This window comes from Pengzhenrongella sp. (assembly GCF_036565025.1).
In the GTDB taxonomy this organism is placed as follows: Bacteria; Actinomycetota; Actinomycetes; order Actinomycetales; family Cellulomonadaceae; genus Pengzhenrongella.
On the sequence record NZ_DATCNW010000090.1, the window covers coordinates 1 to 13337 of the forward strand.

General features: G+C 72.3%; 16 protein-coding genes. 6 read left to right on the forward strand and 10 right to left on the reverse strand.

All coding sequences use genetic code 11. The features are described from left to right. From VIM26_RS04905 to VIM26_RS04920, 4 genes are all read right to left on the reverse strand, one after another. A partial coding sequence (locus VIM26_RS04905; RefSeq protein WP_331949234.1) for a hypothetical protein occupies nt 1-302 on the reverse strand: 302 nt, incomplete at its 3' end. A 53-nt stretch (nt 303-355) separates the two neighbouring features. Then, nucleotides 356-985 carry an energy-coupling factor transporter transmembrane component T gene (locus tag VIM26_RS04910; protein WP_331949260.1) on the reverse strand — a complete coding sequence of 210 codons (630 nt, stop codon included), beginning with the start codon at nt 983-985 and terminating at the stop codon, nt 356-358. Beyond that, the gene (locus tag VIM26_RS04915; protein ID WP_331949235.1) at nt 982-1686 is read right to left on the reverse strand and encodes an ABC transporter ATP-binding protein; all 705 of its coding nucleotides are present in this window, start codon (nt 1684-1686) and stop codon (nt 982-984) included. Before VIM26_RS04915 ends, VIM26_RS04910 begins: the two co-directional genes overlap by 4 nt. 31 nt (nt 1687-1717) lie before the next feature. Next, nucleotides 1718-2374: a biotin transporter BioY gene (locus VIM26_RS04920; protein WP_331949236.1), complete on the reverse strand. Its 657-nt coding sequence runs from the start codon at nt 2372-2374 to the stop codon at nt 1718-1720. Between the two features lie 111 nt (nt 2375-2485). Between VIM26_RS04920 and VIM26_RS04925 the strand changes: the two genes are divergently transcribed. Next, the gene (locus VIM26_RS04925) at nt 2486-4084 is read left to right on the forward strand and encodes an ABC-F family ATP-binding cassette domain-containing protein (RefSeq protein WP_331949237.1); all 1599 of its coding nucleotides are present in this window, start codon (nt 2486-2488) and stop codon (nt 4082-4084) included. Nucleotides 4085-4184: 100 nt separating this feature from the next. On the opposite strand, the gene VIM26_RS04930 is transcribed toward VIM26_RS04925, so the two are convergent. From VIM26_RS04930 to VIM26_RS04940, 3 genes are read right to left on the reverse strand one after another with little or no spacing between them, the layout of a single operon-like run. Further along, nucleotides 4185-5024, reverse strand: a complete 840-nt coding sequence (locus VIM26_RS04930; protein WP_331949238.1) for an SURF1 family protein — start codon at nt 5022-5024, stop codon at nt 4185-4187. Beyond that, complete coding sequence (locus VIM26_RS04935; RefSeq protein WP_414696443.1) at nt 5021-5302, reverse strand: hypothetical protein; 282 nt, start codon at nt 5300-5302, stop codon at nt 5021-5023. The genes VIM26_RS04930 and VIM26_RS04935 overlap by 4 nt, the downstream gene beginning before the upstream one ends. Further along, entirely contained in the window at nt 5295-5642 is a 348-nt protein-coding gene (locus VIM26_RS04940; protein WP_331949240.1) for a DUF3099 domain-containing protein, read from the reverse strand. Before VIM26_RS04940 ends, VIM26_RS04935 begins: the two co-directional genes overlap by 8 nt. A 139-nt stretch (nt 5643-5781) precedes the next feature. Between VIM26_RS04940 and fabG the strand changes: the two genes are divergently transcribed. From fabG to VIM26_RS04955, 3 genes are read left to right on the forward strand one after another with little or no spacing between them, the layout of a single operon-like run. Next, nucleotides 5782-6492 carry a 3-oxoacyl-ACP reductase FabG gene (fabG, locus tag VIM26_RS04945; protein WP_331949241.1) on the forward strand — a complete coding sequence of 237 codons (711 nt, stop codon included), beginning with the start codon at nt 5782-5784 and terminating at the stop codon, nt 6490-6492. A gap of 58 nt (nt 6493-6550) precedes the next feature. Continuing rightward, nucleotides 6551-7318 carry an enoyl-ACP reductase FabI gene (fabI, locus tag VIM26_RS04950; RefSeq protein ID WP_331949242.1) on the forward strand — a complete coding sequence of 256 codons (768 nt, stop codon included), beginning with the start codon at nt 6551-6553 and terminating at the stop codon, nt 7316-7318. A gap of 5 nt (nt 7319-7323) precedes the next feature. Next, nucleotides 7324-7851 (forward strand): SixA phosphatase family protein, encoded by a 528-nt coding sequence (locus tag VIM26_RS04955; protein WP_331949243.1) that lies wholly within the window; start codon nt 7324-7326, stop codon nt 7849-7851. Between the two features lie 87 nt (nt 7852-7938). Here VIM26_RS04955 and serB read toward each other — a convergent pair whose 3' ends face one another. After that, the gene (gene serB, locus VIM26_RS04960) at nt 7939-8619 is read right to left on the reverse strand and encodes a phosphoserine phosphatase SerB (protein ID WP_331949244.1); all 681 of its coding nucleotides are present in this window, start codon (nt 8617-8619) and stop codon (nt 7939-7941) included. Next, on the reverse strand, nt 8619-9860 hold the full coding sequence (locus tag VIM26_RS04965; protein WP_331949245.1) for a glucose-1-phosphate adenylyltransferase: 1242 nt from the start codon (nt 9858-9860) through the stop codon (nt 8619-8621). Before VIM26_RS04965 ends, serB begins: the two co-directional genes overlap by 1 nt. 78 nt (nt 9861-9938) lie before the next feature. Here VIM26_RS04965 and glgA point away from each other — a divergent pair, with 78 nt between their 5' ends. Then, entirely contained in the window at nt 9939-11162 is a 1224-nt protein-coding gene (gene glgA / locus VIM26_RS04970) for a glycogen synthase (RefSeq protein WP_331949246.1), read from the forward strand. A gap of 438 nt (nt 11163-11600) precedes the next feature. On the opposite strand, the gene VIM26_RS04975 is transcribed toward glgA, so the two are convergent. Further along, nucleotides 11601-12395 carry a hypothetical protein gene (locus VIM26_RS04975; protein WP_331949247.1) on the reverse strand — a complete coding sequence of 265 codons (795 nt, stop codon included), beginning with the start codon at nt 12393-12395 and terminating at the stop codon, nt 11601-11603. 97 nt (nt 12396-12492) lie between these two features. On the opposite strand from VIM26_RS04975, the gene VIM26_RS04980 reads away from it, so the two are divergent. Continuing rightward, on the forward strand, nt 12493-13314 hold the full coding sequence (locus tag VIM26_RS04980; RefSeq protein ID WP_331949248.1) for an ABC transporter ATP-binding protein: 822 nt from the start codon (nt 12493-12495) through the stop codon (nt 13312-13314). Nucleotides 13315-13337: the final 23 nt, after the last annotated feature.

The window sequence follows — 13337 nt, forward strand, 5'->3', positions numbered from 1 at the left end:
GTCGTCGGGCTGGCCGAGGCCGACGCCGTCGCGGACGGCGACGCGAGCAGCGAGGAGGGACGCTGCGGGTGCCCGGCGGCGTCGCTGAGCGACGGGGCGGCGGGCCCCGGCAGGAGGCTGCCCAGTCCCGGGACCGCGAGCCGCCCGAGCCCGGCGGGCACCACGAGCGCCACCAGGACGAGGACCACGTAGGCGGTCGCAAGCGCGCTCAGCACCCAGAAGATCCGCCGCACGAGCCGGGCGCGCCGGCCCGAATCGTCGACGAAGATGGCGCGCGGTCGCTCAGCGGCGTGGGCACTCACGGGCTCTCCTCGGGGGGGTGGGAGCGCTAATTGTCCCACGGTGTCCGGGTTGGCTATTCGCCCAGACCCCGCGCGGCCAGCGCATCGCCGGTCGCCCGGGCCCGGGCCACCGTCCGGATCGCCGCCGGGACGAGCAGCGCGCGCGGGTCCCGTTCGAGGCCACGGGCCCGGGCCGCGTCGCGCACCTCGCCGGCCGTCTGCACGAGCGCGGGGATCGTTCGCAGCATCAAAGCCACCGACAGGGCGAGGATCTCCGGGCGCAGCCCGACGTGCCGCAGCGGGCCCGCCGCGCGCTCGAGGGCGTCGAGCATCCGGTCCGCGGGCGTCGTGGCGGTGACCACGCCCGCGGCGACGACGAGCGTGATCAGGTCCGCGCAGACCTCGATCGCGGTCGCCGGCCCGCGCTGCCACCACTGGTACGCGCCCAGCCCCGAAGCCGTGACGAGCACCGGGAGCAGCCCGACGAGCGTCGCTCGCGCCGGCACCCGCGCGAGCACCGCTGCGCCGACGGCGAGCCCGAGCAGCACCACGGCCGACGTCGTCCCGCGCACCAGCACGACGGCGACGCCCAGCAGCAGCAGGCCGGCCAGCTTGGCGCCGATCGGGGCGCGGTGCAGGGGAGTGGTCCCGTGCCGGTAGAGCCCGAGCGGGCCGGTCCAGGGTGGGCGCCGGCGCCGGGTCATCGCCACGCCACGTCCATCCGCGCCCGGTACGTCGCGACGGCCTGCGCCGCGTCGCCGTCGGCCACGATCCTGCCCCCGTCGACCACCAGCACCCGGTCCGCCCGGGCGGCCGCCTCCAGGTCGTGGGTGACCAGCAGGACCTGCTGGTCCAGGGAGTCGAGCAGTTCGCCGACGACCCGGCGCCAGCGCAGGTCCAGCAGCGTCGTCGGTTCGTCGCACACGAGCACCGCGGGCTCGGTCGCGAGCACCCCGGCGAGCGCGAGCAGCTGCTTCTGCCCGCCGGACAGCGAGTGCACGCTGACCTCGGCGAGGTGCCCGAGCCCGAACCGGTCCAGCACCACGCGGACCCGCTCGTCGCGCTCCGCGGCGTCGACCCGCAGCCGCCGCAGGGACAGCGCCACGTCCTCGCGCGGGGTCGGCATGACGAGCTGCGCGTCCGGGTCGGTGAACACGAAGCCGACCCGGCGGCGCACCGCCGGGCCGTCGCGCACGGTATCCAGGCCGTCGAGGAGCACCCGGCCCGCCGTCGGCAGCACGAGCCCGTTCACGAGCCGGGCGAGGGTCGACTTGCCGGAGCCGTTCGCACCGACCACCGCGACCCGGCGCTCGGTCAGGGCGAGGTCGACGTCCGTGAGAATCGTCACGTCGGGTGCGTCGTGCGCGCCCTCGGCGAGGACGGCGACGGACTCGAACGTGATCATGAGCGCGGCGGCGGTAGCGGTGGCCGGGAGATCAGCGGCGCCGGCGCAGCATGTCCGGGAACGCCCGGAACACCGCGGCTGCGACGACGGCGACCAGCACGTTCTTGATCACGTCGCCCGGCAGGAAGGTCGCCCCGAGCTTGATGGCGTCGCCGGCCGGCAGGCCCAGGCGCCAGCCCATCACGGCGATGCCGATCGGGTGCGTGAAGATCAGGTTGCCCGCGGTCGCGGCACCGAACAGCACCAGCGCCCGCAGCGCGGGCCGCACCCGCGCGGCGAACCCCGCGAGGTACCCCGCGAGCGCCGCAGCGAGCGGGAAAGCGATCAGATAGCCGGCGGACGGCCCGGCCAGCACGGCGAGCCCGCCGGTGCCCTGGGCGAAGACCGGCAGCCCCGCGAACCCGACCGCGAGGTACAGCAGCACCGCGAGCGCGCCCCGCCGCGCACCGAGCACGACGCCGGCGAGCATCACCCCGAAGGTCTGCAACGTGATCGGCACGGCCATGCCGGCCACCGCCATCGACGGCAGCATCGCGCACACCGCGATCAGGGCCGCGAACGTCGCGACGAGCGCCACATCCGTCGTCGTCCCGGCGCGTGTGCTGGTCCGGGTCGTGCCGGCGTTCGCGCCGACGGCGCCGGGGGTCGACAGCGCGGCGGTCGGCTCGTTCTCGTGCAGGGGCTGCATCGGGCTCCTCATATGGCGGACGGGCGGGAGGTTTCACGCTAGCCGACCGTAGACTCGTGGGCGTTTGTGCCCGTCTCCAACGCTCGCGGGCCGTGTTCTGAGGAATCCCCATTGATTACTGCCCATGCCGTCGAACTACGCGTCGGTGCCCGCGTCCTCCTCGAGGAGGCGAGCTTTCGCATCGCCGCGGGCGACCGGATCGGCCTCGTCGGCCGTAACGGCGCCGGCAAGACGACCCTGACCAAGGCGCTCGCCGGGGACACCCTGCCGACCGCCGGGAACATCGCGCGGACCGGCGAGGTCGGGTATCTGCCACAGGACTCACGCACGGGCGACCTCGACCAGGTCGCGATGGACCGGGTGCTCTCGGCGCGCGGTCTCGACGAGGTCATCCGGTCCATGCGGGAGACCGAGGTGGCCATGGCCAGCGACAACGCCCAGACGGTCGAGGACGCGATGGAGCGCTACTCGCGCCTCGAGCTCCGGTTCACGGCGGGTGGCGGTTACGCAGCGGAGAGCGAGGCGAGCCGGATCGCGTCCAACCTCGGCCTCGACGAGCGCGTGCTGAGCCAGACCTGCGGCACGCTCTCCGGTGGCCAGCGCCGCCGGGTCGAGCTCGCCCGGATCCTGTTCTCCGGCGTGGACACCCTGCTGCTCGACGAGCCCACGAACCACCTCGACGCCGACTCGATCATCTGGCTGCGGGACTACCTGAAGGCCTACCCGGGCGGCCTCATCGTGATCAGCCACGACACCGACCTGCTGCGCGCGACCGTGAACAAGGTGTTCCACCTGGACGCGAACCGCGGCGAGCTCGACCAGTACAACCTGCGCTGGGACGCCTACCTCAACCAGCGCGAGACCGACGAGAAGCGCCGCAAGCGCGAGCGCGCGAACACCGAGAAGAAGGCGTCCGTGCTGTTCCTGCAGGCGGACAAGATGCGTGCCAAGGCGTCCAAGGCCGTCGCCGCGCAGAACATGGCCAAGCGCGCCGAGCGGATGCTCGCCTCGCTCGAGGACGTCCGCGCGTCGGACAAGGTCGCGCACATCAGGTTCCCGAACCCCGCGCCGTGCGGCAAGACGCCGCTGACCGCGGAGGGCCTGAGCAAGACGTACGGCTCGCAGGAGGTCTTCACCGACGTCGGGCTGGCGATCGACCGCGGCAGCCGGGTCGTCATCGTCGGCCTGAACGGCGCCGGCAAGACGACGCTGCTGCGGATGCTCGCGGGCGTCGACAAGCCCGACACCGGCGAGGTGATCCCCGGGTTCGGCCTCAAGCTCGGGTACTACGCGCAGGAGCACGAGACGCTCGACGAGTCGCGCACCGTGATGGAGAACCTGCGCTCGTCCTCGCCGGACCTCACCGACGTCCAGGTGCGCTCGGTGCTCGGCTCGTTCCTGTTCTCCGGCGACGACGCGAACAAGCCGGTCAAGGTGCTCTCCGGTGGGGAGAAGACCCGCCTCGCGCTCGCCGCGCTGGTCGTCTCGTCGGCCAACGTGCTGCTGCTGGACGAGCCCACGAACAACCTCGACCCGGCCAGCCGCGGTGAGATCCTGCGGGCCCTGCGTAACTACGAGGGCGCCGTCGTGCTCGTCTCGCACGACGAGGGCGCCGTCGAGGCGCTCAACCCCGAGCGCGTCGTGCTGCTGCCCGACGGCGTAGAGGACCTCTGGGGCCCGGACTACGCGGACCTCATCTCCCTGGCGTGATCCAGACCGCGAGTGCGCACAATCTGCTGCCAAATCGGCCCGATTAGCAGCAGATTCTGCGCACTCGCGTGACTTGACGGCGGGGCAGGGGGCGCGCGCGTCAGAGCTGGGAGTCGATGAGGGCGTCCTCGGCGTCCTCGGCGCTGTACCGGCGCGGACGTCGGGCCGGGGCGGGCTCGGTGGCATCCTGCTCGACGAGCTCGCGGCGCGCGAGCACCGAGAACCCGACCAGGGAGCCGGCCGCGAAGGTCCACCACTGGAACGCGTAGGACAGGTGCGAGCCCGGGTCGACGCTCGGCTTGGGCAGCAGGCCGATGGCGTGCCGCGCGGCGGGCCGCTCGGAGGCCGCCGCGCCGTACGCGTCGAAGGCGCGCACCTCGCTCGGGTGGATGCCGCCGGCCGTGAGCACCTGGTTGACCGAGATCGCCTGCACGTCGCCGCGCGGCGCGCCCCGGTCGGACGGCGGTTCGCCTGCGCGCAGCCGGACGACGATCGTGACCTTCCCGCGGGGCGGCGCGGGAACCGCCGTCGGCCGGTCGCCGTCGTCGCCCATCGGCACCCAGCCGCGGTCGACCACGAGCACCTGCGGGGCGCCCTGCCGCGAGCCCGTCGCGCCCGCGTCGATCATGAACGGCACCAGCACGTGGAACCCGGGCCCGTCCACCGGCCGGTTGCGCAGCAGCGCGGTGGCCCTCGCGTCGTAGTGCCCGACGACGGTCACCGGTCGCCACACGTCGTGGCCGGCCAGCCGGGCGTCGGGGGAGGCGAGCAGCGTGTCCAGCGGGACGGGATCGGCGTCGTAGCTGCCCTCGATCACCGCGATCTCGGCGTCGCGCGCGATGTGGCGGTGCCACTGCCAGCGGCCCAGGAAGGTGCACGCGACGCACAGGGACACCGCGAGCAGGACCATCCCGACCGCCCGGCGTGCAGCGGGGCTCACCGGGTCGGGGCTCCCGCGACGCCGGGGCCCGATGTCTCGTCGCCGGACATCTCGAGCTCGCTCACCGGCACCGTGCCGCGCAGGAAGTCCCGGGCACCGAGGAACTGCTCGAGGTGCTCCCGGTGGTCGTCGCACGCGAGCCACACCTTGCGGCGCTCGGCCGTGTGCAGCTTCGGGTTGTTCCACAGCAGGCCCCACTGCGCCTCGGCGCCGCAGCCGCGTGCGCTACACACGAGTTCTTTGATGGTGTCCGGGGCGGGGTTGAAGAGATCAGTCACGGCGACCATCATCCTTGCTCTCGTCGCCGTCGTCGTCGTCCGCGTGGGCGTCCGTGATCGCGCGGGGCTCCATCAGCTGCGGGGAGACCTCGCGCCGCTCGCGGCCGGCATTGGCGAGGATCACCGCGACGTAGGGCAGCACCACCGCGCACACGATGAGGACCCCGGAGAGCCAGACCGGCAGGTGTCCCCAGGTGAACACCGCGACCAGGAAGCACACGAGCCGGAAGCCCATCTGCTGCAGGTACCGCCGCGTGCGGCGCGCCTGGTCCTCCGCGAGCGGCTCGTCCGCGGTGGTGATCCGGGGGACCTCCGGTGGTCGGGGGCGGGGCTTGGGCATTCTCCGAGTTTACGTGCGGTGCGGCGGGTCGGGCGGTTGGCGGGGGCTGGGCGTTGTCCAGGTCGGATACCGTCAGTGCCCGTGACCATGGGTGAGCACCTCCGATTCCCCCGACACGGACAACGAAAGAGGATCTCGAGTGAGTGAACCCCGCAGCGTGCTGGTGACCGGAGCCAACCGGGGTATCGGCCGTTCGATCGCCGAACGGTTCGTCGCCGCAGGCGACAAGGTCGCGACGATCTACCGCAGCGGCGACCTGCCCGACGGCGTGCTGGGCGTGAAGGGTGACATGCGCGACACCGCCTCGGTCGACGCGGCGTTCACCGAGATCGAGGCCGCGCACGGACCGGTCGAGGTCCTGGTGGCGAACGCCGGCATGAACCGCGACAAATTGCTGCTGCGGATGACCGACGAGGACTTCGAGCAGGTTCTCGATGTGAACGTTACGGGAACATTCAGGTGCGTGCGGCGGGCCTCGAAGGGCATGATCCGGCTCCGCCGGGGACGCATCATCCTGATCTCCTCGGTCGTCGGCCTGTACGGTTCCGCCGGCCAGGTCAACTACGCGGCCTCGAAGTCCGCGCTGATCGGCATGGCCCGCTCGATCACCCGCGAGCTCGGTGGGCGCGGGATCACCGCGAACGTCGTGGCCCCCGGCTTCGTCGACACCGCGATGACCGCCGAGCTGTCTGACACGCAGCAGGCCGCCTACAAGGCCGCGATCCCCGCGGGCCGCTTCGCCGAGCCCGACGAGATCGCGGGCGTCGTGCAGTTCCTCGCATCCGCCGACGCCGCCTACGTCAACGGGGCAGTCATCCCGGTCGACGGCGGTCTCGGCATGGGCCACTGAGCCCAGCCCGCTCTTTCCCCTCTCTCCCCCCACACACGATCCGAACGGAAGTCAGCCCATGGGTCTGCTTGACGGCAAGAAGCTCCTGATCACCGGTGTCCTCACCGACAGCTCGATCGCCTTCCACGTGGCGCGCCTCGCCCAGGAGCAGGGTGCCGAGGTCGTCCTGACGTCCTTCGGGCGCCAGTTCCGCCTGACCCAGGCGATCGCCCGGCGCCTTCCGGTCGCCGCGCCGGTCATCCAGCTCGACGTGACGTCGGACGAGGACCTCGCCTTGCTCGCGGACCGCGTCCGGGAGCACACCGACCACCTCGACGGCGTCGTGCACTCGATCGGCTTCGCCCCGCAGTCCGTCATGGGCGGCAACTTCCTCGCGGGGCAGTGGAAGGACGTCGCGACCGCGCTGGAGGTCTCGGCGTTCTCGCTCAAGTCCCTCGCGGTGGCCGCGCAGCCGCTGCTCACCCGCGGATCCTCGATCGTCGGCCTCACCTTCGACGGCCGCTACGCGTGGCCCGTGTACGACTGGATGGGCGTCGCGAAGGCCGCGTTCGAGGCGACCTCGCGGTACCTCGCGCGGGACCTCGGCCCCTCGGGCATCCGGGTCAACCTCGTCGCGGCCGGCCCGATCCGCACGGTGGCCGCCAAGTCGATCCCCGGCGTGCAGACCCTCGAGGAGGGCTGGCCGGAGCGCGCCCCGCTCGGCTGGGACATCCACGACGCCGAGCCGGCCGCGAAGGCCGTCGCCGCCCTGCTGTCGGACTGGTTCCCGGCGACGACCGGAGAGATGGTGCACGTCGACGGCGGCCTGCACGCGATGGGAGCCTAGGAGACATGACGCCTGAGATGGACCGCACCCGTCGCCTGGTGCTGCTGCGACACGCGAAGGCAGAGCACGGTGGTCAAGCGGACGAGCTGCGGCCCCTCGCGCTCGCCGGCCGCCGGCAGTGCTTCAAGGTGGGTGCGGCGCTCAGCCGCCTCGACCTGGTTCCCGAGCTGGTGCTCTGCTCCTCCGCGGTACGCGCACGCCAGACCTGGGACCTGGTGCGCGGCGGCCTGGGCGACGTCGAGCCCGAGGTCCTGGTCACCGACGCGCTCTACGAGGCGGGCGTGCGCCAGGTCCTCGGGCAGGTGCACGACGTCGACGAGCGGATCCGCACGGTGCTCGTCGTCGGGCACGAGCCGACCATCTCCGCGACCGCCTCGGCGCTCGCCGGCGACGGGTCGGTCGAGGATGCGGTGACGCACGTGTTCAACGGGCTCTCGACGGGAACCTTCGTGGTGCTCGAGCTGGACGGGACCTGGGGCGACCTCGCGGTCGGCACGGCTCGGCTGACCGAGGTCGTGTCGCCGAAGGACTGACGTTCCCCGAGGGGCGGACGTTCTCCGAGGGGCGGACTCGGCTGTCCTGGCGACGAGGTTGCCCCCGAGCTCCGTCGTTCGGGGGCTTCAGTCGTGCAGGTAGGCCAGGACCGCGTCGAGGCGGCCGTCCAGCGCGACGTCGGCGGCGTCGCGCACCAGCGGCTTGGCGTTGAACGCGACGCTGAAGCCCGCCGCGGCGAGCATCGCGAGGTCGTTCGCGCCGTCGCCGATGGCGATCGTGTCGGCCAGGTCGATCCCCGCGTCCCGGGCGTAGTCGCGCAGCGCGGCGGCCTTCGCGGCCCGGTCGATGACCGGGCCGTGCACGCGCCCGGTGAGCACGCCGCCGGCGACCTCTAGCCGGTTGGCCCGGGTCAGCGTGATCCCCAGGGACGCGGCGAGCGGCTCGACGATCTCGGCGAACCCGCCGGAGACCAGGCCGACCGGCCAGCCCCGGCGGAGCAGCTCGGCGACGAGCTCGCGCGCGCCCGGGGTCAGCTCGACCTCGCGCAAGACGTCGTCGAGCACGCCGACGGGCAGCCCCGCGAGGGTCGCCACCCGCTCGTGCAGGGACTCGGCGAAGTCGATGTCGCCGCGCATCGCGCGCTCGGTGATCGCGGCGACCTCGGCACGGGAGCCGGCACGGTCGGCGATCAGCTCGATGACTTCGGCGGTGATGAGCGTGGAGTCGACGTCGAGCACCACGAGGCGCCGGGTACGCAATGGCGTACCGGGCGCCTCGGGTGGGACGGACAGGTGGTGTCGTGGCATCAGACCTCGACGATAGTGCCCTTCGGAACGACGGTGATCCCGGAGTCCGTCACGGTGAACCCGCGCTCCAGATCGTGCTTGAGGTCCAGGCCGATCCGGGCCCGCTCCGGCACGACGACGTTCTTGTCGAGGATCGCGCGGTGCACCTGCGCGTGCCGGTGCACCTGGACCCCGTCCATCAGCACGCTGTCGGACACCGCCGACCAGGAGTGCAGGTAGACCCCCGGGGACAGCACCGAGCCCGACACCCCGGCGCCGGAGACGATCACCCCCGGGGAGACCAGGGAGTCGGCCGCGTAGCCGATCCGGTCCGGCCCGGCGTGCACGAACTTCGACGGCGGGAGCCCGGTGTATCCGGTGTGCAGCGGCCACTGGTAGTTGTAGACGTTGAAGACCGGCTCGATCGAGATGAGGTCGCGGTTCGCCTCGAAGTACGAGTCGATGGTGCCCACGTCGCGCCAGTAGTCGCGGTCGCGGTCGGTCGAGCCGGGGACGTCGTTGTGGATGAAGTCGTACACGCCGGCCTCGCCGCGCTTGACGAACGCCGGCACGAGGTCGCCGCCCATGTCGTGCTTCGAGTTCGGGTCCTCCGAGTCGGCGGTGACGGCCCGGACCAGCGCGTCGGCGTTGACCACGTAGTTGCCCATGGAGGCGAGGATCTCGCCCGGCGAGCCCGGGACGGGGACCGGGTCCGAGGGCTTCTCGCGGAACGCCGAGATCTTCTCGGGGTTGCTCGCGTCGGTCTCGATGACGCCGAACTCGGTGGACATCGAGATCGGCTGGCGGATCGCCGCGACCGTGAGCTCGGCGCCCGACTTCACGTGGGCGTCGACCATCTGGGAGAAGTCCATGCGGTACACGTGGTCGGCGCCGACCACGACGACGATGTCGGGGCGCTCGTCGTCGATGATGTTCAGGCACTGGTAGATCGCGTCGGCGCTGCCGAGGTACCAGTGCTTGCCGACCCGCTGCTGTGCGGGGACCGGGGCGACGTAGTTGCCGAGCAGAGCGGACATCCGCCAGGTCTTGGCGATGTGCCGGTCGAGGCTGTGCGACTTGTACTGCGTCAGCACGATGACCTGGAGGTACCCCGAGTTGATGACGTTCGAGAGGGCAAAGTCGACCAAACGGTATATACCGCCGAACGGCACCGCGGGCTTGGCGCGGTGGGAAGTCAACGGCATCAGCCGCTTTCCTTCGCCACCTGCGAGGACGATTGCGAGGACGCGAGGCGTGGCCATGCCCTGACCCTAGGCCTATTTCGCCGCGTTTCCCGGACTGGACCCGAGACCTCGCGTGTCGCGCTAGCGTGTCCGATTGTGAGAGTCGATCTGTTGACACGTGAGTACCCGCCCTTTGTCTACGGTGGCGCCGGGGTGCATGTCGCCGAGCTGTCCGCCGTCCTGCGGCGCAGCATCGACGTGCGCGTCCGATGCTTCGACGGTCCACGGGATCCAGATGCCCCGGACGGCGTCACCGGCTACGCGGTGCCCGCCGAGCTGGCGGGCGCGAACAAGGCGCTCGCCACGTTCGGCGTCGACCTCGCGATGGCCGACGACGTCGCAGGTGCCGACCTGGTGCACTCCCACACCTGGTACGCGAACCTCGCCGGCCACCTCGCCGCGCTGCTGCACGGCGTGCCGCACGTGATCTCGGCGCACAGCCTCGAGCCGCTGCGGCCGTGGAAGGCCGAGCAGCTCGGGGGCGGCTACGCCCTGTCCAGCTGGGCCGAGAAGACCGCGTACGAGGGTGCCGCCGGGGTCATCGCGGTCAGTGCCGGCATGCGCAGGGACATCCTGCGGTGCTACCCCGACATCGACCCGGCGAAGGTGCACGTCGTGCACAACGGGATCGACCTGGCCGGCTGGAAGCGCCCCGAGGGCGACGACGTCGCGGCCGCGGACGCCATCGTTCGTGGGCTCGGGATCGATCCGGACCGCCCGGCCGTGGTGTTCGTCGGCCGGATCACCCGCCAGAAGGGGCTGCCGTACTTCCTGCGCGCGGCCGAGAAGCTGCCCGGAGGAGTCCAGGTCGTGCTGTGTGCCGGCGCGCCCGACACCCCCGAGATCGAGGCCGAGGTCCGCGGCCTGGTCGAGGCACTCGCGACGCGCCGCGACGGGGTGGTGTGGATCTCGCAGATGCTGCCGCGCAACGAGCTCGTCGCGGTGCTCGCGGCGGCGACCGTCTTCGCGTGCCCGTCCATCTACGAACCCCTCGGCATCGTGAACCTCGAGGCCATGGCCGTGGGGCTGCCGGTCGTGGGGACCGCGACCGGCGGCATCCCCGAGGTGGTCGACGACGGCGTCACGGGCCTGCTCGTGCAGATCGACCAGGCACAGGACGGCACGGGCACCCCGCTCGACCCGGACAAGTTCGTGGCCGACCTCGCAGCCGCGCTCACCGAGCTCGCGAGCGACCCGGATCGGGCCGCCAAGATGGGCGTCGCGGCCCGCGCCCGCGTCGAGGATCACTTCGCGTGGGACGCGATCGCCGAGCGCACGATCTCGCTCTACAACAAGATCCTCGCAGAGTCGAAGCGCTGACCCGACTGGCCGATCAGGTCCGCTGACCCGTTCTGCTGACCTGTTCTGCTCACCGGCTTGGCCGAGCCGCCCGGTAGATCCGGTCTGCTGACCGGTTCTGGCGAGGGTGTGTCGCTGGGTGTATCGAAAGTGCACCCAGAGTGCGCGTTCGATACACCCAGCGATACACCCAGCCCCACGGCGAGGCCTGCCCTCGCAGAACGGGCCGGGCGGCGGTCCTGGGAGACCCGGCGGGGAGCTGGACCGCCCGCCTCGGGCTCAGTGCAGCCGTCGGTGCGGCGCTCTGTGCATCCACCGTGCACCTATGGCGCGCATTCGCTGCACAGAGCGCTGCACTGAGACTCTCGGCCCGGCAGCAGCCCTTGCTGGACCGCAGCGGATCGGACCGCTGTCGACCTGACCGGCTGTCAGATCTGACCAACGCCGGACGCGGTCCGGTCAGGCGCCGCCGTCGGCGCGGGCGGTGGCTGCGCTCATGGCGCGGCGGGCGGCCCGATCCACCTCGCGCAGGGCGGTCGACCGCTGGTCGGCCTGCCACAGGCTGATCGCGCCGCCGTCGTCGGCGGTCGCGAGCTCGACGATCGCCCGCAGCCGCGCGGCGGCGATCAGCACCCGCAGGCGGCGGCCCTCCAGCCCGGGTGGCACCGGCCAGCCCGGGTCGGCGTCGGCGCGCAGCTGGGCGATCGCCTGCGCGGCGTCGTCCCGCCAGCGCGCGACGTCGAGCGCGGCCAGCGCCTCGGTCGCCGAGACGAGCGCCCCACGCAGGTCGCGTTCGGAGTCGGCGAGCGAGCCGACGACGCCCTGGATCGAGTTGCGCCAGTCCGGCACCCGGTGCACGGACCAGGTGACGAAGTGACCCGGCTCGATGTCGCTGCCGAACTCCTCGACCTTGGGGATCGCCGCGAACGACCCCGCACTGGTGCTGACCAGCACACATTCGCCCGCGGCCAGGGCCGCCACGCTGACCGCCGCCGGCACGCCCGCGGCGTCGCCCGGCACGGGCAGCAGGGCGGCGGTCTCGCGTGGTCCGCTCGCCCAGGTCGCGAGCAGCTCGGGCAGGTGGCCGTCGAACGAGGTGGCGTCGTCGTGGCTGGTGATCGTGTGCGGCTCGTCGTCGCCCTGGATTGCGTCGACCGCGCGCTGCAGCGGTCGCGCGCCGGCGCCGACGTGTTGAACCCACAGCGCGAGCAGCACCGATCGCGGCAGGATGAGCAGGGGGGATGGGGCTACCACGAGCCCAACCTACGTCGTGCGCCCGGCGGCCGGTACCCGTGTTCGGTCCGTGGCGCTCGGCCCGGAAGGGGCCGCACGCAGGCTAGGGTCGTGCCCCATGACTGTGGTGCTTGACCTTCAGGACGTGTCCATCCGCCGAGGGTCCAAGACGATCCTCGACAAGGTGAGCTGGCGGGTCCGCGAGGGCGAACGCTGGGTCGTGCTGGGCCGCAACGGCGCCGGCAAGACGACGCTGCTCCAGATCGCGGCGGGCCGGATGCACCCCTCCTCCGGCGTCGCGGATCTGCTCGGCGAGCGGATGGGCCGGGTCGACGTGTTCGAGCTGCGACCCCGGATCGGCCTGGCGAGCTCGGCGCTCGCGGACCGGATCCCGGGTGGCGAGACCGTGCGCGACGTCGTGCTGACCGCCGCCTACGGCGTCACCGGCCGCTGGCGCGAGAACTACGAGGAGCTCGACGAGGCGCGCGCCGCGGACCTGATGGCGGCGTTCGGCGTGGCCGATCTCGCGACGCGCACCTTCGGCACCCTCAGCGAGGGGGAGCGCAAGCGCGCACAGATCGCCCGCTCGCTGATGACCGACCCCGAGCTGCTGCTGCTCGACGAGCCCGCCGCCGGTCTCGACCTGGGCGGACGCGAGGAGCTCGTGGCAGCCCTCGCCGAGCTCGCCGGGGACCCCCGCTCGCCGGTGCTCGTGCTCGTCACCCACCACGTCGAGGAGATCCCGCAGGGCTTCACGCACGCGCTGCTGCTCAAGGACGGCTCCGTACACGCGTCCGGACCGATCGAGCAGGTGCTCACCGCGCAGACCATCTCGGGAGCGTTCGGCGTCGACCTCGTCGTCGAGCCGTCCGGCGGGCGCTGGTCCGCGCGGGCCGCAAGGACACCGCGGGCGTCGCGCCAGTCCGTGGCCGTCCACTAGCGAACTGGTTGTCGCGGCGTGCG

Coding starts and splice junctions, on each gene's coding strand:
- VIM26_RS04965 (WP_331949245.1), bottom strand. CDS start 9,860: ATGGCCACGCCTCGCGTCCTCGCAATCGTCCTCGCAGGTGGCGAAGGA.
- VIM26_RS04910 (WP_331949260.1), bottom strand. CDS start 985: ATGACCCGGCGCCGGCGCCCACCCTGGACCGGCCCGCTCGGGCTCTAC.
- VIM26_RS04980 (WP_331949248.1), top strand. CDS start 12,493: ATGACTGTGGTGCTTGACCTTCAGGACGTGTCCATCCGCCGAGGGTCC.
- serB (WP_331949244.1), bottom strand. CDS start 8,619: ATGCCACGACACCACCTGTCCGTCCCACCCGAGGCGCCCGGTACGCCA.
- VIM26_RS04915 (WP_331949235.1), bottom strand. CDS start 1,686: ATGATCACGTTCGAGTCCGTCGCCGTCCTCGCCGAGGGCGCGCACGAC.
- VIM26_RS04920 (WP_331949236.1), bottom strand. CDS start 2,374: ATGCAGCCCCTGCACGAGAACGAGCCGACCGCCGCGCTGTCGACCCCC.
- fabI (WP_331949242.1), top strand. CDS start 6,551: ATGGGTCTGCTTGACGGCAAGAAGCTCCTGATCACCGGTGTCCTCACC.
- VIM26_RS04940 (WP_331949240.1), bottom strand. CDS start 5,642: ATGCCCAAGCCCCGCCCCCGACCACCGGAGGTCCCCCGGATCACCACC.
- VIM26_RS04955 (WP_331949243.1), top strand. CDS start 7,324: ATGACGCCTGAGATGGACCGCACCCGTCGCCTGGTGCTGCTGCGACAC.